The 17692-nt window shown below is 69.4% G+C and carries 16 protein-coding genes; 8 read left to right on the top strand and 8 right to left on the bottom strand.

The features are described 5' to 3' along the window. Positions 1–92: 92 nt before the first annotated feature. The 3 genes from OPF83_RS08720 (at position 93) to OPF83_RS08710 (ending at position 3508) form a co-directional block, all read left to right on the top strand. Positions 93–1157, top strand: coding sequence for a class A beta-lactamase-related serine hydrolase (locus OPF83_RS08720; protein WP_264886979.1), 1065 nt, complete (start codon positions 93–95; stop codon positions 1155–1157). A gap of 27 nt (positions 1158–1184) precedes the next feature. Further along, entirely contained in the window at positions 1185–2531 is a 1347-nt protein-coding gene (locus tag OPF83_RS08715; RefSeq protein WP_264886978.1) for a MurT ligase domain-containing protein, read from the top strand. A gap of 155 nt (positions 2532–2686) precedes the next feature. Beyond that, a complete protein-coding gene (locus OPF83_RS08710) occupies positions 2687–3508 on the top strand; it encodes a type 1 glutamine amidotransferase (RefSeq protein ID WP_264887014.1) in 822 nt (273 codons plus the stop codon). Positions 3509–3706: 198 nt separating this feature from the next. Here OPF83_RS08710 and OPF83_RS08705 read toward each other — a convergent pair whose 3' ends face one another. Both OPF83_RS08705 and OPF83_RS08700 read right to left on the bottom strand, forming a co-directional pair. Beyond that, positions 3707–4021 carry a helix-turn-helix transcriptional regulator gene (locus OPF83_RS08705; protein ID WP_264886976.1) on the bottom strand — a complete coding sequence of 105 codons (315 nt, stop codon included), beginning with the start codon at positions 4019–4021 and terminating at the stop codon, positions 3707–3709. 123 nt (positions 4022–4144) lie between these two features. Continuing rightward, a complete protein-coding gene (locus tag OPF83_RS08700; protein WP_375546235.1) occupies positions 4145–5200 on the bottom strand; it encodes a VOC family protein in 1056 nt (351 codons plus the stop codon). A 227-nt stretch (positions 5201–5427) separates the two neighbouring features. Between OPF83_RS08700 and OPF83_RS08695 the strand changes: the two genes are divergently transcribed. The 5 genes from OPF83_RS08695 to OPF83_RS08675 are packed head-to-tail and all read left to right on the top strand — an operon-like array spanning position 5428 to position 10051. Next, entirely contained in the window at positions 5428–6306 is an 879-nt protein-coding gene (locus tag OPF83_RS08695; RefSeq protein WP_264886975.1) for an acetaldehyde dehydrogenase (acetylating), read from the top strand. Beyond that, positions 6303–7352: a 4-hydroxy-2-oxovalerate aldolase gene (gene dmpG / locus OPF83_RS08690; RefSeq protein ID WP_264886973.1), complete on the top strand. Its 1050-nt coding sequence runs from the start codon at positions 6303–6305 to the stop codon at positions 7350–7352. Before OPF83_RS08695 ends, dmpG begins: the two co-directional genes overlap by 4 nt. 31 nt (positions 7353–7383) lie before the next feature. Next, entirely contained in the window at positions 7384–8847 is a 1464-nt protein-coding gene (locus OPF83_RS08685; protein WP_264886971.1) for an aldehyde dehydrogenase, read from the top strand. Then, complete coding sequence (locus OPF83_RS08680; protein ID WP_264886970.1) at positions 8844–9635, top strand: SDR family oxidoreductase; 792 nt, start codon at positions 8844–8846, stop codon at positions 9633–9635. The genes OPF83_RS08685 and OPF83_RS08680 overlap by 4 nt, the downstream gene beginning before the upstream one ends. Continuing rightward, positions 9635–10051 (top strand): tautomerase family protein, encoded by a 417-nt coding sequence (locus tag OPF83_RS08675; RefSeq protein WP_264886968.1) that lies wholly within the window; start codon positions 9635–9637, stop codon positions 10049–10051. The genes OPF83_RS08680 and OPF83_RS08675 overlap by 1 nt, the downstream gene beginning before the upstream one ends. Positions 10052–10231: 180 nt before the next feature. Here the strand turns inward: OPF83_RS08675 and OPF83_RS08670 are convergent, their stop codons facing one another. The 6 genes from OPF83_RS08670 to OPF83_RS08645 form a co-directional block, all read right to left on the bottom strand. Further along, positions 10232–10435, bottom strand: a complete 204-nt coding sequence (locus OPF83_RS08670; RefSeq protein WP_264886967.1) for a tautomerase family protein — start codon at positions 10433–10435, stop codon at positions 10232–10234. An 11-nt stretch (positions 10436–10446) separates the two neighbouring features. Then, positions 10447–11253 (bottom strand): 2-keto-4-pentenoate hydratase, encoded by an 807-nt coding sequence (locus tag OPF83_RS08665; RefSeq protein WP_264886966.1) that lies wholly within the window; start codon positions 11251–11253, stop codon positions 10447–10449. Next, positions 11253–12053 carry a 2-keto-4-pentenoate hydratase gene (locus OPF83_RS08660; RefSeq protein WP_264886965.1) on the bottom strand — a complete coding sequence of 267 codons (801 nt, stop codon included), beginning with the start codon at positions 12051–12053 and terminating at the stop codon, positions 11253–11255. Before OPF83_RS08660 ends, OPF83_RS08665 begins: the two co-directional genes overlap by 1 nt. 38 nt (positions 12054–12091) lie before the next feature. Continuing rightward, complete coding sequence (locus tag OPF83_RS08655) at positions 12092–12913, bottom strand: IclR family transcriptional regulator (RefSeq protein ID WP_264886964.1); 822 nt, start codon at positions 12911–12913, stop codon at positions 12092–12094. A 144-nt stretch (positions 12914–13057) separates the two neighbouring features. Then, on the bottom strand, positions 13058–16513 hold the full coding sequence (locus OPF83_RS08650; RefSeq protein WP_264886962.1) for a pyruvate carboxylase: 3456 nt from the start codon (positions 16511–16513) through the stop codon (positions 13058–13060). Between the two features lie 96 nt (positions 16514–16609). Beyond that, entirely contained in the window at positions 16610–17659 is a 1050-nt protein-coding gene (locus OPF83_RS08645) for an MBL fold metallo-hydrolase (RefSeq protein WP_264886961.1), read from the bottom strand. Positions 17660–17692: the final 33 nt, after the last annotated feature.

The following is a 17692-nucleotide window of genomic DNA, read 5'->3' as shown; positions in this document are numbered from 1 at the left end:
CTGTTTTCCGCGCTGTCGGACTCGGCGGATATTCTCGGGAGCGATTCGTTCAGGCCGGCCCTCGGGCACCGGCACGGTTCCAGGAGTGCGACGTGCGGCGTTACCGGTCGGATACCCCTGCCGCGCGGCGTCGCGACGCCCCGGCCCGGCTCCGGCGCACGCTCCTGACGTGGGCGTGCGGGTACCTGGTGGTCTGCCTCGGCGCCCTGGCCGGACTGGTGGCGACCGCGCCCGGCCCCTCCCAGCCGCGCACGAGCCCCTCCCACGCGTCGACGATGCACGAGTCCGGCAGCGATGCCCTGCTTCCGGCAGCCCGGGACGGCAAGGTCTCCGTCGACCCCTTCGTCGCGCGCCCGCTGCCCGACGGCTGGGCGAGGGTCCGGCCGATCCTGTCCGGCGCGGTCCGGGAAATGAACTCCGGGGGCAACGAGGTCGCGGCGTGCGTGCTGGCGATCGACGCCCCGGACGAACGGATGACCTGCGCGGGTGACGACGAGCCGAGGTACGCCGCTTCCGTGATCAAGATCGCCTTCGCGGTGGGCGCGCTCGAGGCCTGGAACGGCAACACCAGCGCCACGACCCCCTACGGCAGGCTCGGAACGCTTCTCGACAACGCGATCGAGGTGTCGGACAACGACGCCGCGAACCTCCTCTACGACCTCTCCGTGGACGGACCCACCGCGCCCGAGACCGACAGTTCCATCGAGGCCATCAACGACATCGCCGCCCGCGTGGGTCTGGAGGACGAGTTCCACACCGGCGGCGCGTTCCGCTACGTCTGGACCGGCGACATGAGCGTGGTGACCGCCAGCGGCAGCGTCCGCTACCTGGCCGAACTCGTCCGCGCGGCCGACGGGCGGGCGACCGGGGACGACGCGCTCACCTCCCAGAAGATCGCCCGGCAGGTGCTGGCGCGGATGCTCCGGCAGGAGCGGGACTGGAAGCTCGCCGCCGACCTGCCCAAGGGATCGGTCGCCAACAAGACCGGCGAGACGGACACGGAATCGCACGACATCGCCGTGGTCAACACCGCCACCGGCCGGTACGCGATCGCGGTGATCGGCTCGGTGAACGGGATGTTCACTCCCGCCGACGACGCGATGGCGGCGCTCGGCTCGGACGTCGTGACCGCGCTCGGCGGTGCGGCTCGGTTCTAACCGCACCGGGCTGCATAGACTCATCGCATGAGTTCCCGCGCGCAGAACGGCCCGGCCTCCTCCACCACCGCGCCCGGCGCCACGGCGTCGACGTCCTCCCCCACCGCGTTGTCGGTGCGCGGTCGCGCCGCGGCCGGCGCCGGTCGCCTCGCGGCGTGGGCGTCGCGGGTGTCGGGACGGGGGTCCGGCGGGATGATCGCCGGACTGGTGTCCCTGAAGTTGGATCCGGGCCTCATGGCGCAACTCGCCGCCGGGCGTCGGTCGGCGTTGGTGACGGGGACCAACGGTAAGTCGACGACGACGAGGATGCTCACCGCCGCCCTGTCGACAGTCGGCCCGGTGGCGACCAACGCCAACGGCGACAACATGGACGCCGGGATCGTGACCGCACTCGGGGCCGACCGTACGTCGCGGCTCGCGGCGATCGAGGTGGACGAGCTGCACGTGCCGTCGGTGGCGGTCAACACCCGTCCCGAGGCGATCGTCCTGCTCAACCTCAGCCGCGACCAGCTGGACCGGGTCGGTGAGATCAACTCGATCGAGCGGCGACTGCGCGCCGGGGTCGCCGAGCAGCCGCAGGCCACGCTGGTCGCGAACTGTGACGACGTGATGATCACCTCGGTCGCCTTCGACCATCCCGACGTGGTGTGGGTGGCGGCCGGCGCCCCGTGGGCCGGGGACTCGGTGAGCTGCCCACGCACCGGTGAGCCCATCACCCGGACGATCGACGCCACCGGCGCCGCGCGCTGGCGGTCCACGACGCCCCTGGACGACGGTCGGGAGTTCGCCCGCCCCGAGCCCGACTGGTGGCTCGACGACGAGAACATCTACGGCCCCGACGGCTTCTCCTCACCCATGACACTCGCCCTGCCCGGCCGGGCCAATCGCGGCAACGCCGCCCAGGCCGTTGCCGCCGCGGTGGCGATGGGCGCCGATCCGGCCGCCGCGGTGCGGGCCGTGGAGGGTGTCGACGACGTGGCGGGCCGCTACTCGACCGTCGCCGTGGACGGACGGGGTGCGCACCTGCTGCTCGCCAAGAACCCGGCCGGTTGGCAGGAGGCGCTCGGCATGATCGACACCTCCGCCGACGGACTGGTGATCGCGGTGAACGGCCAGATGGGTGACGGCGTGGACCTGTCCTGGCTGTGGGACGTGCGCTTCGAGTCGTTCGCGGGCGTGTCCGTGTTCGCCTCGGGCGAGCGAGCCGCCGATCTCTCCGTGCGGCTGACCTACGCCGGGATCGACCACGTGCTCGAGGAGGATCCCCTCACGGCGATCAAGCGGTGCCCGCCCGGTCGGGTCGAGGTGTTGGCCAACTACACGGCGTTCCGGGACCTGAGTCGCGCGCTCGCCACCGCCGGAAAGGGGAAGTGATGACCACACAGGATTCGGCAGCCTCGGGTAGCGCGGGCGCAGGCGCGGCGTCCTCGCCTGCGGCGCCTTCGGGCTCCGCAGGCGCAGGTGCGGCGGCCTCGCCGCTCGACACCGTCTCCCCCACCTCGGCGCGCCCCACCGAGTCGACGGTCCGGATCGGCCTGGTGCTCCCGGACGTCATGGGAACCTACGGGGACGACGGCAACTCGCTCATCCTCCGGCAGCGCCTGAGGTGGCGTGGCCACGACGCCGAGATCGTGCGGATCACCCTCGACGACGAAGTCCCCGACTCGTGCGACATCTACGCAGTCGGCGGCGGCGAGGACGCGGCGCAGAAACTGGCGTCCCGGCACCTGGCCGGATCGCCGGGCCTGCAGCGCGCCGCCGCCCGGGGTGTCCCGGTGCTCGCGATCTGCGCCGGCATGCAGGTGTTCGGTGAGTGGTTCGTCGTCTCCGACGGTTCCCGCGCGCCAGGCTTGGGGCTCCTCGACATCACCACGTCGCCGCAGACCGCCAGGTCTATCGGCGAGTTGGTGGTGCAGCCGAAGCTCGACGGGCTCACCCAGCAGTTGACCGGCTTCGAGAACCACATGGGCGCCACCGTCCTCGGCCCGGACGCCTCGCCGCTGGGCCGCGTCCTGGCCGGCACCGGCAACGGCGTCCCCGCGGACTCCGACGCCGTGGCCTCCCCGGCATCCGCTCCCGCGCCTGCCGGGGCTGGCGCTACGTCCGGTGCCGGCGCCACCTCCGGGGCCGCCAATGCCTCCGGTGCCGGCGCCACCTCCGGCGGGCGAGTCGAGGGCGTGGTCCAGAGCTCGATCATCGCCACCTATATGCACGGTCCGGTGCTGGCGCGCAATCCTGAGCTCGCCGACCTGCTCCTCTGCCGAGCGCTGGGCGTGGAGTCGCTGCCCCCGGTGGACGTTCCGGCGGTGGAGCAGCTGCGACGGGAGCGGATCGCCGCCGCTGGCCGCTGACCCCGCCGCTCCCCTCGCCGGTTGCAAGACATCGCCCCGCAGCTGCCTGACCTCAGGTGCGCTGCGGGGCCGATTTCTCGCGCATTCTGTCGGGCAGCCGGAGGGCGATGTCTTGCAGCTGTCGTGGGGTACGTCATGCAACTGTCGTGGGGTACGTCGTGCGACTCCCTGGAGGGACGGGCGGGGTGGGGTGGGCGGTCAGGTCTGCGACAACCGATAGGCGCTCGGGCTCAGTCCGGTTCTGCCCTTGAACCCACGACTGAACTGCGACACTTCCCGGTAGCCGACTCTCACGGCGACCTCGGCGATCGGCAGGTCCGTCACAGAGAGGAGCCGCTTGGCTTCCGACATCCGTTGGTCCATCAGCCAGGTCCTCGGGGTGGAGCCGACCTGGGCGAACAGCTTCTGTACGTACCTGACGGACATGAACATCGCGGCCGAGGCGGACGCAACGGACAGAGTCGGGTCGGCGAGATGATCCCGGAGGTAACCCTGGAGCCGTTGCCTGTCCATCCCGTGATAGTCCGGCGCCTCCACACACAGTGACGGCACGAGCGGTCCCCCTTCGTTCCGATCAGTCGGACTCGCAGCCCGGCCTGACACTCTGCCGCGAGAGTCAGGCCGGGCTCTCCGTCCTCAGCTCGATACGGAGACAGGCTCCTCCGCAGGTGCGGCACCCGGGCCGAAGTCCGCGAACTTCTCGCGATGCTCCGCCAGCGGCAGCGGGCTCGGGGTGCCGTAGGTGAAGTAGGTCTCCCACGGCAGCTTCGCTCCACCGATCGCGAGGCCCGTGTCTATATCCGACAGCTGCCAGATCTGGGTCTCCAGGTCCGGCTGGAGATGGAGGAAACCGGGCTCACCGAAGAGTTCGATTCGGTTTCCGCCGGGCTCGAAGACGTACAGGAACTGCCCCTGGGTGATGCCGTGGGTGTCGGGGCCGGCTTCGATCTCGATGTCGTACTCACGGAACATCTCCGCGGCATCGATGTTGTGCTGGGCATTGCCGTAGAAGAATGCGATGTGGTGCAGACGCCCCTTCCCACCGGTCATGTCCCGCATGCAGGCAACTTCGTGACCGAGGATGTTAGAGCTCATCCACGCGCCGATCTGAGTGTCACCATCGAGCACGCTCTCGGTGGTGCGGAAACCGAGGTTGCGCTCAAAGGTGTCGCGGACGCCGCCCACGTCGGAGGCCATGAGATTCAGGTGGTCCAGGCGCTTGACCGGCATGCCCTGCAGCGGCTTACGCGACTTGCGGGTGACGATCTTGCTGCTCAGCTCCGGTGGCGCCACGTAGTTGTCCGCCTCCCACATGATGTGGATGTTGTGGCCGTCCGCCGACTTGAAGGCGAAAGTCTTGCCGTACCCGAGCTCCTCGCCGTCAGGAATCCAGTTGCACTCGTTGCCGTCGGCGCGGAGAGAATCCAGCCGACGGTCGAGGGCCTCGGGCGATGTGGTGCGTAGGCCCATGTGTCCCAGTCCCGGCTCGGCGGACTCGGTGATCTTGAGGCTCCACTGGTACGGGTCCTCGTAACCCCGCAGGTAGGTGGATTGCCCTTCCCGTTTGGTGACGTACATGCCGAGGAGCTTGGTGAAGAAATCCTCCGTCTCCTGCGGCTTGGGGCTGAGCAATTCCACACGTGCGAGGTGCGCGATCTCGTGTCGCAGCGTGGCCTCCGTGATGTCACTCATGTGTTCTTCCTCTCGAGTGGGGGGCGCCCCGGCGGACGACCCGTGAGTGATGGATGCCACAAGTGTGGGTCGGCCTCAATAGTGGCGCCCATCACATTCGGATAGCAGGAATAGCTGATCCGTCCTGAATCCGGCTAATTCGGCAAAGCCGAACTCCAGCCGGATTTCGCCGCTTCCGTCCATATCGTCGTGGCCTACACCACATTCACTGCCATGAGGAGACAGACATGAGCCGTCTGACAGCAGCGATCGTCGGGTCCGGCAACATCGGCACCGACCTCATGTACAAGCTGTTGCGATCCGACACCGTCCAGCCGGTCGCGATGATCGGTATCGACCCCGCGAGCGAGGGATTGGAGCGCGCCCGCGCCGAGGGCCTCGAGGCGTCGGCCGGCGGCGCCGATTGGCTGTTCGAGCAGGATGTACGCCCAGACCTCGTGTTTGAGGCCACGTCCGCGAAGATCCACGCCGCCACTGCCCCCCGCTACGCCGAGGCCGGGGTCGTCGCGATCGACCTGACACCGGCCTCGGTCGGCCCTTACGTGGTGCCATCGGTGAACCTCGACGCTCACCTCGACGCTCCGAACCTCAACATGGTCAGCTGCGCCGGACAGGCGACCATCCCGATCCTGCACGCAATCAATACGGTCGCCGACGCCTCGTACGGCGAGATCGTGGCCGCGATCTCCTCGAAGAGCGCCGGGCCCGGCACCCGTCAGAACCTCAGCGAGTTCACCGAGAAGACCGGCGTCGCCCTGGCGCAGGTCGCGGGTGCGGACCGCGCCAAGTGCATCTCGATCATCAATCCGGCCGAGCCGCCCATGAACATGCGCGACACCATCTACGCACGAGTGCGTGACGCCGACGCCGCGGCGATCGAGCGGGCCGTGGTCGAGCGGGTCGCCGAGGTGCAGAAGTACGTCCCCGGCTACGGGCTCCATCTGGTCGACGTCGACGGCGACCTGGTCACAGTAATGGTGGAGGTGGTGGGCGCCGGGGACTACCTCCCCACCTACGCGGGCAATCTCGACATCATCACCGCGGCCGCGGCGCACGTCGCCGAGGTCATCGCGGACCGCAACCTCGTGAAGGGAACCGCACAGTGAGCTCAGAAAAGAGCATCACGCTCGTCGACACCACCCTCCGGGACGGCATGTCCAGCGTGTCCCACCAGTTCACCGCCCAGAATGTCGCGGACATCGCACGCGGTCTGGACCGGGCCGGGGTCACGACCATCGAGGTCGCGCACGGAATCGGCATCGGCGCCTCGTCGATCCAGTACGGACCCGCCGCCGAAACCGACCCCGATTACGTCCGCGCCGCGGTGGAAGCCGTGGAGAACGCCGACATCGCGGTGCTCTATGTCCCCGGCATCGCCACGGTCGGTAATCTCCGCGACGCGATCTCCGCTGGTATCTCCACCGTCCGCGTGGCCGTGCACTGCACCGAGGCCGACTGCGCTCAGCAGCCCGTCGAGTGGGCCAAGGCACAGGGCCTCCGGGTCATGTGCTTCCTCATGATGAGCCACAAGCTCGAGCCCGCTGACCTCGCCGCGCAGGCCGCGCTGCTCGACTCGTACGGTGCCGACGTGGTGTACGTGGTCGACTCCGCCGGCGCGATGGTCCCCCGCCAAGCCGGCGAGCGGGTCACGGCCCTTCGCGACCGGATCTCGGCGGATGTCGGCTTCCACGCCCACAACAATCTCGGAGTGGGTATCGCCAACGCGCTCACCGCCGCCGAGTGCGGTGCCACCTTCATCGACGGCTCTCTGCGGGGCCTCGGTGCCAGTGCCGGCAACGCGCAGACCGAGGTCCTCGCCGCGGCCTTCGAGCGTGCCGGCTGGGAGACGAACGTGGACCTGTTCCCCCTCATCGACACCGCAGAGCAGGTCCTGGCCCCACTGATGAAGGAGCCACAGATCATCGACGAGACCGCGCTGGTCCTGGGGTACGCGGGCGTGTACTCCACCTTCTTCCACCCGACCAAGCGCGCGGCCAAGAAGTTCGGCGTCCCCACCCGCGACATCCTCATGGAGCTCGGTCGACGCGGCGTCATCGGCGGACAGGAGGACATGATCATCGATGTGGCCTCGCAGCTCGCCGGCCGCTCGTACACCGACCCGACCCGCGCGGCGACCGTCCACGCACACTGAGTCACCGAGTACGCACACCGAGAGGCACGACATGACCACCACCATCAAGCACTTCATCGGCGGCCGGTGGACCGACTCCGCCGACGGACGAACCTTTGAGACCCGCGACCCCCACGACGGCAGCCTGCTGGCGGAGGTCGCCCGCGGCGGCGCGGTTGACGGGGAGGCGGCGATCGCAGCCGCCCGCCGCGCATTCGACGAAGGACCGTGGCCCCGGATGACCCCCAAGGAGCGCGCTGCGATCCTCCACCGGCTCGCCGACAAGGTGGACGAACACCGCGACGAGCTTGCCATGCTGGAGACGCGGGACGGCGGCAAGGCCATCTCGCAGACCAGCCACGCCGACATCCCGCGCGTGGCCCTCAACCTACGGTTCTTCGCCGACTACGTGGCGATGGCGGGCAACGAGGCCTACCCGGACGGGGACCTGTTCTCCTACGTCCTCTACCCGGCGGCAGGCGTGGTCGCGGCGATCAGCCCGTGGAACGCCCCGCTCATGCTGGCCACGTGGAAGATCGCCCCGGCACTGGCGTTCGGCAACACCGTGGTGCTCAAACCCGCACCACAGACTCCGCTCACCGCCGCCCGGTTCGCCGAACTCGCGGTCGAGGCCGGAATGCCGGAGGGAGTACTCAACGTCGTGCACGGCTTCGGCGGCGACGAGGTCGCGGGACCGCTCACCTCGGATCCCCGCGTCGACCGCATCACGTTCACCGGGTCCAGCGCAACAGGCGTGAAGATCCTCCAGTCCGCCGCGGTCAACCACACCCCGGTCTCCGCGGAGATGGGAGGCAAGTCCGCCAACATCATCTTCGCCGATGCCGACCTGGACATCGCGGTCCCCAAGGCCCTGCGCGCGATCTTCGCCGGCAACGGCCAGGTCTGCCTCTCGGGCACACGCCTACTGGTGCAGAACTCGATCCGCGACGAGTTCCTCGAGCGCTTCGTCTCCGAGACCGCCAAGCTCAAGGTCGGCGACCCCAAGGACCCGGAGACGTTCGTCGGCCCACTCATCACGGACGATCACCTGTCCAAGGTGTCGGGCTACGTGGATCTGGCCCGCGAGGAAGGCGGCGAGGTGGTCATGGGCGGCGCCCGCCTGACCTCCGCTGCGCACGCGGCCGGCTTCTACTACCCGCCGACCATCATCACGGGCCTCACGAATCAGGACCGCGTGGCGCGCGAGGAAATCTTCGGCCCAGTGGAGACCGTGCTCGGGTTCGACACCGAGGACGAGGCACTGCGCATCGCCAACGACAGCCCCTACGGGCTCGCCGGCATGCTGTTCACCACCAACCTCGACCGCGCCCACCGCATGGCCGCCAACTGGAAGGCGGGGACGGTCTGGATCAATACGTTCTTCGAGCGTGACCTGCGCCTACCGTTCGGCGGCGAAGGCATAAGTGGCCTCGGCCGCGAGGGCGGCCAGTTCTCGCGCGACTTCTTCACCGAACCCCGCGCGGTGACCATCCGGTTGAATACGGAGACCCGATGACCGGGATCTGCGTGATCGTGGGAGCGACCGGGGCGATGGGCGCCTCGGTAGCCCGCCGCCTTTCCACCGAAGGCAGACGGGTCCTCGCGATCGCGCGGAACGCCGAGCAACTCGACGCCCTCGCCGCTGAGCTCCATACCGCCGGCCGCGGCGGCGGCGCCAGACATGCGGGCGTCGTCCCATGCGTTGCCGACATCGGGGACCCGTCCTCCGTCGCCGCCATCCGCGGCACGTTGGACGCTGCGGGCGTGACCCGCGTCGACCTGGCCCTCATGGCGGCGGGCCTGCCCGTCGGCGGATCACTCGATGTGATGCCGACTGAGGACCTGGCACTGGCGGCCGGCTTCAAGTCGGTGGCGACGCTGCATCTGTTGCGAGCGGTCGAGGACCGACTGGTCGAGGGATCGCGCTTCGTCGCCGTCGCCGGGTCGCTGGGACTGGAGCCCGGCCCCGCGGACGCCGCACCGGGCACCTCCAACGCTGCACTGATCAATCTCATGCGGCAGCTGTCCCAACGAAAGGGCGCCGACGGGGTCACCGTCCATACCCTCGCGCCCGGTCCCGTCGAGACTCCCCGTCTGCGGGAGTTCGCGAGGCGCGAGTCCGCCGAGACCGGAGTTCCGGAAGCGGAGATCTGGCAGCGCTACATCAGCAGGACCTCGACCGGCCGCCTTCCCTCCCTTGACGAGATCTCGTGGTTTGTGTCCACGCTCCTCGCCCCCCAGGCGTCTGTGCTACACGGCGCCGTAGTCAGCCTCGACGGCGGAGTCCGAAGGAATCTATTCTGATGCCCATTGCACATGTACACCTAGTCGCAGGGACGTACCCTGCCGAGCAGCTCAAGGAGTTCCAGTCGCGGGTCACCGCACTGTATTGCGAGGTGCTGTCCAGCCCCGTCGAGCGCGTCCGCGTGTTCGTCGCTGAATACCCGGCCGCGCACGTCATGGTGGCCGGCCGTCAGGTGGCCTCCCGCGGGGACGCTGCGCCGTACTTCACCATGCGGGTTCTCGCGGGCCGACCGCCCGAGCAGGGGCGTGCCCTGCTCGAGGGGGTCACCGACCTGCTCGTTGACGTACTCGGTTACGAACGCGAGCTGGTCCGTGGCGAGCTGGTCACGTTGGATCCGGCGCACTGGGCCATCGGCGGGCGCGTCGCGGCCGACGTGCGCGGCGCCGAGATCCGCGCACGTGAGGACGGCGGATAGAGTCGTTCCCACCGGTGCCCGCCGCGCTGGACCGACGTAAACGACGACGACAACGCGGCCGACTACTTAAGTCGGTCGCGTTGTCGTCGTCATCATCTCCAGATCGTTCCCACGACCAAGCCCGGCTCCCAGCGGTGTGCGGGAGCCGGACGGACTCGTGTGGCGGTACCGAAAACCAGGTCAGGTCTCGGATCCGGCGTCGCGCTCGGCGATCGTCACGTCGGCGGCCGCGAAGTGCGTGCGCGGCACCTCACGGACGATCACTCGAACGCTGACGAGCGGCGCGTCGAGGGCTCGTGCTGCGGCAGCGCTGAGCTCGTGGATGAGCGAACGGATCGCCTCCGGGCTGCGGCCCTCGGAGACGGTCGCTTCGATGATCGGCACGGTGTCCTCCTCTACTGATTTGTGGCGGTGGCCCCGCGGACGGTGACCAGACCAAGGTTGGTGAAGTGCGCGGAGATCGCCCGGCCAGGAGTGAGCGGCACCGCGTCGGTCATGCCGCCGGTGAGGATCACCCAGCCGGGTTCGATCGCGAGCCCACGCTCGGCGAGCGTATTGGCGGCGAAGGCCAGCGCCTCGGCCGGGTGTCCGTGCACGGCGGCACCGGTGGCCGAGTCCACCACCTCCCCGTCCACCTCAAGCACACACGCCTCCAGCCCGAGGTCGAGCCCGTACGGCGAAACCGAGGTGGGCCCGGTGACGTACTTGCCCGAGGAGTTGTTGTCCGCGATCGCGTCCATCATGGTGAAGGTGTAACCGGAGAAGCGGGAGTCGATGATCTCCAGCGCGCCCACCACGCTGCTCACCGCGGCGATCGCGGTGGCGGCGGTCTGGCCCGGCCCCTCGAGCCGTTCACCCATCACGAACGCGATCTCGGGCTCGACCCGCGGATGGATCATCTCCTCGCACACGATCGGCTCGCCCGGCGGGAGATACATGGCGTCGGTGAGCCACGCCGTGGACGGCGAGTCGACGTTGACCTGCCGCTGCTTGGCCTTGGAGGTGACGCCGAGCTTGACCCCGGTCAGGGTCTCGCCGCGCCCGGTCCGAACCCGTAGGGCGATGTCCTGTGCGGCGTAGGCCGCCGGCAGGTCCAGCCCGTCCCACTGCGCCTTGATCGAGGTCAACGCCGTGACGGAGGCCTCGGCGTCGAGGCAGCGCTGCGCGACGACCGCGGGGCTCCAGGTGGTCTCGGTGGTCATCACGCAGCTCCTTCACTCTGGGGGCGACCCATGATGGCGGTGGTGGTGCCGATCCCGCCGATGTCGGCGACGATCACGTCGCCGGGTGACACGTCAAAGGCCGAGGTCATCGACCCCGGCAGCACGATGTGGCCGGGCTCCAGCGTCGTCCCGAGCGGGCCGACGGTGTTGGCGAGCCACACCAGGGAGTTGATGGGGGAACCGAGGACCGCGCCGCCGGCACCGGTCGCGACCAGCTCACCGTTACGGTAGAGGTTGCAGCCAGTCAGTCTCAGGTCCACGTCGCGGACCCCGACCGGGGTGCTGCCCAGTATCACCCCGCCCGAAGAGGCATTGTCGGAGACCGTGTCGAAGATCCCGATCTTCCAGTCGGAGACCCGGGAGTCGACGATCTCGAGGGCGGGCAGGACGAAATCGATCGCGGCGATGGCCTCGGCCGTGGTCACCCCGGGGCCCTTGAGTGGCTCACCCAGCACGAACGCGATCTCGGGCTCGATACGCGGCTGCAGGAACGTCCCGTGCGGGATGGGTGTCTGTTCCTGGTGGATCATGCTCTGCGTGAGATGCCCGAAGTCGGGCTGGTCCACGCCGACCATGCGCTGCATCGCCCGGGATGAGAGCCCCACCTTGTGGCCCACGACCCGGTCTCCATCTGCGACCCACCGGTCCACCTGCCGCTGCTGCACCCGGTACGCCACGTCGAGCCCGAGCCCGGGGAAGCGCTCGGTCAGCGGCGCGACGGTACGTCTGCTGCCGTAGGCGCCGAGCAACTCGTCGGCGATCTGATCGATCTGGTCCATGTTCTCCTCTGTTCTGTCGAAAAGGTCCGGGGCCCCGGTCACATCGCGGGGCGGATCTCCCGCACGTCGGGGGTGGTCTGCTGATCGACCGTCAGCTTTCCGGCCTTGGCGGTGTCGCTGACGGTCCTGGTGATCTCCGCCGCTGCGGCGACCACTGCCTGCGTGATCTCGGCTCGGCGGGAGGCGTACCTGTCCTTTGGCGCGCTCGAACTGACCGCAGCGATCACCACCCCCATGTCATCCCGGATGGGGGCTGCCGTGCAGTGGATCTCCGCGACCGCCTCGCCCCGGTCCACGGCGAACCCCTGCCTTCGGATGGCTCGGAGTTCCGCGAGCATCGCCTCGGGATCCGTGATGGTGGCCGGTGTGCGTCGGGGCAGGGTCTGCCGCTCGAGGAACATCTCGATATCGGCTTGCCCCTGGTAGGCGAGCAGGAGTTTGCCGACTCCTGTGCAGTGCAGGTCGAGGCGTGCGCCGATCCGGGCGCCCTGGACGGTGACATTGTGGGTACCCATGACCTTGTCCACGTACAGGACCTGCATGCGCTCCATCACCGCGAGGTGGGAGGTCTCGCCGTGCTGCGCCACCAGGTTGTCCAGGACGGGTGCGGCGATACTCCGGACGTCGAGGCGGCCGCGGAGCGCCTCCGCTAACTCGACCACCCGCCACCCGATCCGGTAACGGCCGCGGACGCGGCACTGGAGCAGGCCGATGTCCACCAGGCTGGTGAGCAGCGCATGAGTGCTGGACCGGGGTATCCCCAGCGCCTCCGACACCTCGCTTACTCCCCATTCAGGCGCGTCAACGCTGAACAAATCCAGAACCGGTCCGAGCTTGCGCACGGTGGACAGCGAACTCATCAGCTCCCCATTTCTCCGCGACAGGGTGGTGTTCCCACCATAGGTGGGGCGTTACCCGCATTCCATGACATAACACGCACATCTGGGCCCGGGCGCCTGACCGGGCGCGTTCCCCGATCACGCCCGTGACACCCCTGGCGGCGGTCAGTCACCGTCCACCACCACGATGAGGTCGTCGGCCTCGACCTGGGTGGCTCCGGCCAGCGCGACGCGGGAGACGGTGCCGCCTCGGGGGCTGGTGATCGCGGCCTCCATCTTCATGGCCTCGATGGTCGCGACGGTCCCACCTGCCTCGACGTGGTCGCCCGCAGTCACCACGACGGTCACCACGCCCGCGAACGGTGCGGCCACATGTCCCGGGTCGGCGTGGTCCGCCTTCTCCGCCACGGGAACGTCCACGGCCACGGACCGGTCCACCACCCGGACGGGACGGAGCTGACCGTTGAGGATGCACATGACGGTCCGGTACCCGTGCTCGTCCGCCTCCCCGATCGCCTCGAGTCCGATGAGCAGTTCCACGCCCGGCTCGAGCCGGACCCGGTGTTCGTCCCGGTCACGCAGCCCGTAGAAGAACTGGTTGGAGGAGATCGTGGAGGTGTCACCGTATGTCTCTCGGTGCTCCTCGTACTCGGCGGTCGGGCCCGGGAAGAGCAGCTGGTTGAGCCGTCGACGCCGCTCGGGGCCGGGTACCTCCAGCGCGGCGTGGTCCTCGACGCTCAGGGGGACGACGTCGCGGGTGGCCGACCGTCCGGCCAGAGCCGCGGTGCGCAGTGGCTCGGGCCACCCGCCGACCGGTTCTCCGAGTTCGCCGCCAAGGAAGCCGATCACCGAGTCGGGGATGTCATAGGAGCCCGGGTCCCGCGCGAACTCGTCGGCCGTGATCCCGCGCCCCACGAGCGTCAGGGCGAGGTCGCCGACCACCTTCGACGACGGGGTGACCTTGATCAGTCGGCCGAGGAGCCGGTCGGCGTCGGCGTAGGCGGTCTCGACCTGCTCGAACCGGTCCGCCAGCCCCAGGGATACCGCCTGCTGCCTCAGGTTGGACAGCTGCCCACCGGGGATCTCGTGGGTGTACACCCGACCGGTCGGCGACGGCAGGCCCGACTCGAACGGCGCATACACCTTGCGCACCGCCTCCCAGTACGGCTCCAGGGCGCATACCGACGCCAGATCGAGCCCGGTGTCCCGCTCGGTGTGTGCGGTCGCGGCGACGATCGCCGACAGTGCCGGTTGACTGGTCGTCCCGGCGAGGGCGGCACTGGCGCCGTCCACGACGTCGGCACCCGCCTCCCAGGCGGCGAGGTAGGTGGCCAGCTGGCCACCCGGGGTGTCATGGGTGTGGACATGGATCGGCAGATCGAACTCGGACCGCAGTGCGCCGACGAGCTTCGCCGCGGCCGGAGCCCGGAGCAGACCGGCCATGTCCTTGATCGCCAGCACGTGCGCGCCGGCGTCCACGATCTGCTCGGCCAGGCGCAGGTAGTAGTCAAGTGTGTAGAGGTCCTCACGGGGATCCATCAGGTCCCCGGTGTAGCTCATCGCCACCTCGGCGACGGTGGTGCCGGTCCCGCGGACGGCATCGATGGCCGGGCGCATGGCGTCGACATTGTTGAGCGCGTCGAAGATCCGGAAGATGTCGACGCCCACCGCAGCGGCCTCGTCGACGAACGCCGAGGTCACCTTCGGCGGGTAGTGGGTGTAGCCGACCGTGTTGGCGCCGCGCAGCAACATCTGGAGACAGATGTTGGGGATCGCCTCCCGCAGCCGGGCGAGTCGCTCCCAGGGATCCTCTTTGAGGAACCGGAGTGCCACGTCGTAGGTCGCCCCGCCCCAGCACTCCACCGACAGCAGCTCCGGGGTCAGCGAGGCGACATAGGGCGCCACCTCCAACAGGTCGTTGGTGCGCAGCCGGGTCGCGAGCAGGGACTGGTGGGCATCACGGAACGTCGTGTCGGTCACGCCGAGTGCGGGTCGGGCCCGCAGGTCGGTGGCGAATCCCTCCGGCCCCAGTGCGAGCAGCCGCTGCCGCGACCCGTCCACCGGGCGGGTCAGGTCAGCGGGGCCGTCCCCCGAACGCATATCCGACGGCGCCCCCCGGACAGCGCCGTCCCCTCCCGCGGCGCCGGGCCTCGGTAGCTTCTCGCTCGGATAGACCGTCGTCGGTCGCGGTCCGTGTGGCTTGTTGACTGTCACGTCCGCCAGGTACCGCAGGATCCGGGTCCCGCGATCGGACGTTGTGCGGGCGGTCAGCAACTCCGGCCGGTCCCCGATGAACGACGTGGTCACCTGACCGGCCCGGAAGTCCGGGTCGTCGAGCAGCGCCTGCAGGAACGGCACGTTCGTCGCCACGCCACGGATCCGGAACTCGGCCAGTGCGCGGCCGGCGCGTGCCACGGCGGTCTCCAGATCCCGTCCGCGGCAGGTCAGCTTAACCAGCATCGAATCGAAATGGGGGCTGACCTCGGCGCCGACGGACGTCCCGCCGTCCAGCCGGATCCCGGCGCCCCCGGGGGTCCGGTAGGCGGTGATGCGCCCGGTGTCCGGCCGGAAGCCGTTGGCGGGGTCCTCGGTGGTGATCCGACACTGCAGTGCCGCGCCCCGGATCCCGATCCGGTCCTGCGTCAGGCCCATGTCCGTCAGCGTCTCCCCCGAGGCGATCCGCAGCTGCGCGGCCACCAGGTCGACGTCGGTGATCTCCTCGGTCACGGTGTGCTCGACCTGGATTCGAGGGTTCATCTCGATGAACACATGCCGGCCTCGCTCGTCGAGCAGGAACTCCACCGTCCCGGCGCACGTGTACCCGATGTGTCGGGCAAAGGCCACGGCATCGGCGCAGATCCGGTCCCGCAGGTCTGCCGGCAGGTTCGGCGCCGGCGCCATCTCCACTACTTTCTGGTGCCGCCGCTGCACACTGCAGTCGCGTTCGTAGAGGTGGATCACCTCGCCGGAGGTGTCCGCGAGGATCTGCACCTCGATGTGCCGCGGATTGACCACGGCCTGTTCCACGTACACCGTCGGATCGCCGAACGCGGATTCCGCCTCCCGGGAGGCCGAGGCGATGGCCTCGGCCAAGTCCTCCTGGCGCTCCACACGCCGCACCCCGCGACCGCCGCCACCCGCGACGGCCTTGACGAAGACCGGGAACGCCATGCCCTCGGCGGCCGCCACCAGGTCCTCCGGATCGGCCGACGGCGGGGTCGACGCCAGCACCGGGATCCCCGCCTCCCGAGCCGCCGCCACCGCGCGCGATTTGTCGCCGGTGAGCTCCAGGACCGCCGCAGACGGTCCGACGAACACCAGTCCCGCCGCCTCGCACGCCGCAGCCAGGTCAGGGTTCTCCGAGAGGAACCCGTATCCCGGGTACACCGCATCCGCACCGGCGTCGTGCGCGGTCCGCACGACCTCCTCGACCGACAGGTAGGCGCGCACGGGGTGTCCGGGCTCGCCGATCTGATACGACTCGTCGGCCTTGAGGCGATGCACCGAGTTGCGGTCCTCGTACGGGAACACCGCCACCGTCTTCACCCCGAGCTCGACCGCCGCACGGAACGCACGGATCGCGATCTCGCCCCTGTTGGCGACCAGTACCTTGTCGATCATCTCGTTCTCCTCTGATTTGCGGGGAGCGGGTGTCTATCTCAGCGTGCCTCACGCCGGGTGGCGGAGCGGGCGATCGGGGCGCCCCGCCCCGGGGGGTCAGCCCCGGGGCTCGAAGACCTGCACGTCCCGGTCGTTGATCTCGAATGTCATGAGGTCCACGCCCACCGCGAGGGGGCCCGAGTAGGTCTCCCGGGTCCGCTCGACGAGCGTCTCCATGGGCAGGTCGGGGATGCGCGGGGGCGCACCGTTGACGATGTGCGAGTACGCGGCCATCGCGGGGGCGACGGAGGTGAAGATCTCGCCGGCCTGTCGCGGGTTGGTGTGGTGCGCGTACACCGTCTCAACCACCGGGAGGGTGGGGTCGACGAAGTCGGCCACCTCGTGGATCAGCAGGTCCACGCCCTCGCCGTAGGTCAGCACGTTGGGCGTGGGCCGCGTGTCGCCGCTGATGAGCACGGAGCTCTCGCCGTTGTCCACGCGGAAGCCGACCGCCGGGTCGATCGCGCCGACCGGATCGTGCTCGACGGTGAACATCGTCACCGTCACCCCGTCCTTCTCGAAGATCACGCCGTCGTCGTCGAACTCGTGCGGCTCGATCCCGGTGGTCGACGGGTCCACCTCACCGTCCGCCACGCGCACGTCGATGTCGTTCTGGTGGGTCAGCTGCAGCCCCTCCGCGATCTGCCCGACGCCGGTCGGACCGTACAGCTGGAAGCTGCCCTCGCGCCCTCCGAGCGCGGGGATGTAGGAGCTCATCCACAGGTCGGCGAGGCCGTTGACGTGGTCGGAGTGGAAGTGCGTCAGGAACACCCCGTCCACCTGCCCGGCCGACAGCCCCACCTGGTTGAGTCGGATCGTCGCGCCGCGCCCGGCGTCGAAGAGAAGGTCCTGACCGCCGGCCCGGACGAGAGTCGACATCCCGAACCGCTCGGCACTGGGGACGGGGCTGCCGGTACCCAGAAGCGTCACCGTCATCTCCGCGTCGCCGGTGGGGGTGGGTGCCGGGTCCCCGGCGTCGACGGATCCGACCGAGCCGGATGACGACGACGACAACGACTGCGCCTCCGATGTGGCGCAGGCGACGAGGGTGACGCTCAGAGCCCCCGCGAGGAGCGGGAGCGCGAACGAGCGGTTCGGGAGTCTCATGGGGTCCTCATGTGGTCCGGGGAACGGTGTCCC

The sequence above is a fragment of the Dietzia sp. NCCP-2495 genome (assembly GCF_026011735.1).
Taxonomy (GTDB): domain Bacteria; phylum Actinomycetota; class Actinomycetes; order Mycobacteriales; family Mycobacteriaceae; genus Dietzia.
Note: the sequence above shows the minus strand (reverse complement) of the source record. Positions and strands in the feature narration are given on the sequence as shown.

Excerpts from the sequence above, each read along its gene's own strand:
- OPF83_RS08700 (WP_375546235.1), bottom strand. The coding sequence starts at position 5,200 with ATGAGTGACATCACGGAGGCCACGCTGCGACACGAGATCGCGCACCTC.
- OPF83_RS08645 (WP_264886961.1), bottom strand. The coding sequence starts at position 17,659 with ATGAGACTCCCGAACCGCTCGTTCGCGCTCCCGCTCCTCGCGGGGGCT.
- OPF83_RS08685 (WP_264886971.1), top strand. The coding sequence starts at position 7,384 with ATGACCACCACCATCAAGCACTTCATCGGCGGCCGGTGGACCGACTCC.
- OPF83_RS08675 (WP_264886968.1), top strand. The coding sequence starts at position 9,635 with ATGCCCATTGCACATGTACACCTAGTCGCAGGGACGTACCCTGCCGAG.
- OPF83_RS08705 (WP_264886976.1), bottom strand. The coding sequence starts at position 4,021 with ATGGACAGGCAACGGCTCCAGGGTTACCTCCGGGATCATCTCGCCGAC.
- OPF83_RS08715 (WP_264886978.1), top strand. The coding sequence starts at position 1,185 with ATGAGTTCCCGCGCGCAGAACGGCCCGGCCTCCTCCACCACCGCGCCC.
- OPF83_RS08695 (WP_264886975.1), top strand. The coding sequence starts at position 5,428 with ATGAGCCGTCTGACAGCAGCGATCGTCGGGTCCGGCAACATCGGCACC.
- OPF83_RS08650 (WP_264886962.1), bottom strand. The coding sequence starts at position 16,513 with ATGATCGACAAGGTACTGGTCGCCAACAGGGGCGAGATCGCGATCCGT.
- OPF83_RS08660 (WP_264886965.1), bottom strand. The coding sequence starts at position 12,053 with ATGGACCAGATCGATCAGATCGCCGACGAGTTGCTCGGCGCCTACGGC.
- OPF83_RS08680 (WP_264886970.1), top strand. The coding sequence starts at position 8,844 with ATGACCGGGATCTGCGTGATCGTGGGAGCGACCGGGGCGATGGGCGCC.
- OPF83_RS08665 (WP_264886966.1), bottom strand. The coding sequence starts at position 11,253 with ATGACCACCGAGACCACCTGGAGCCCCGCGGTCGTCGCGCAGCGCTGC.
- OPF83_RS08655 (WP_264886964.1), bottom strand. The coding sequence starts at position 12,913 with ATGAGTTCGCTGTCCACCGTGCGCAAGCTCGGACCGGTTCTGGATTTG.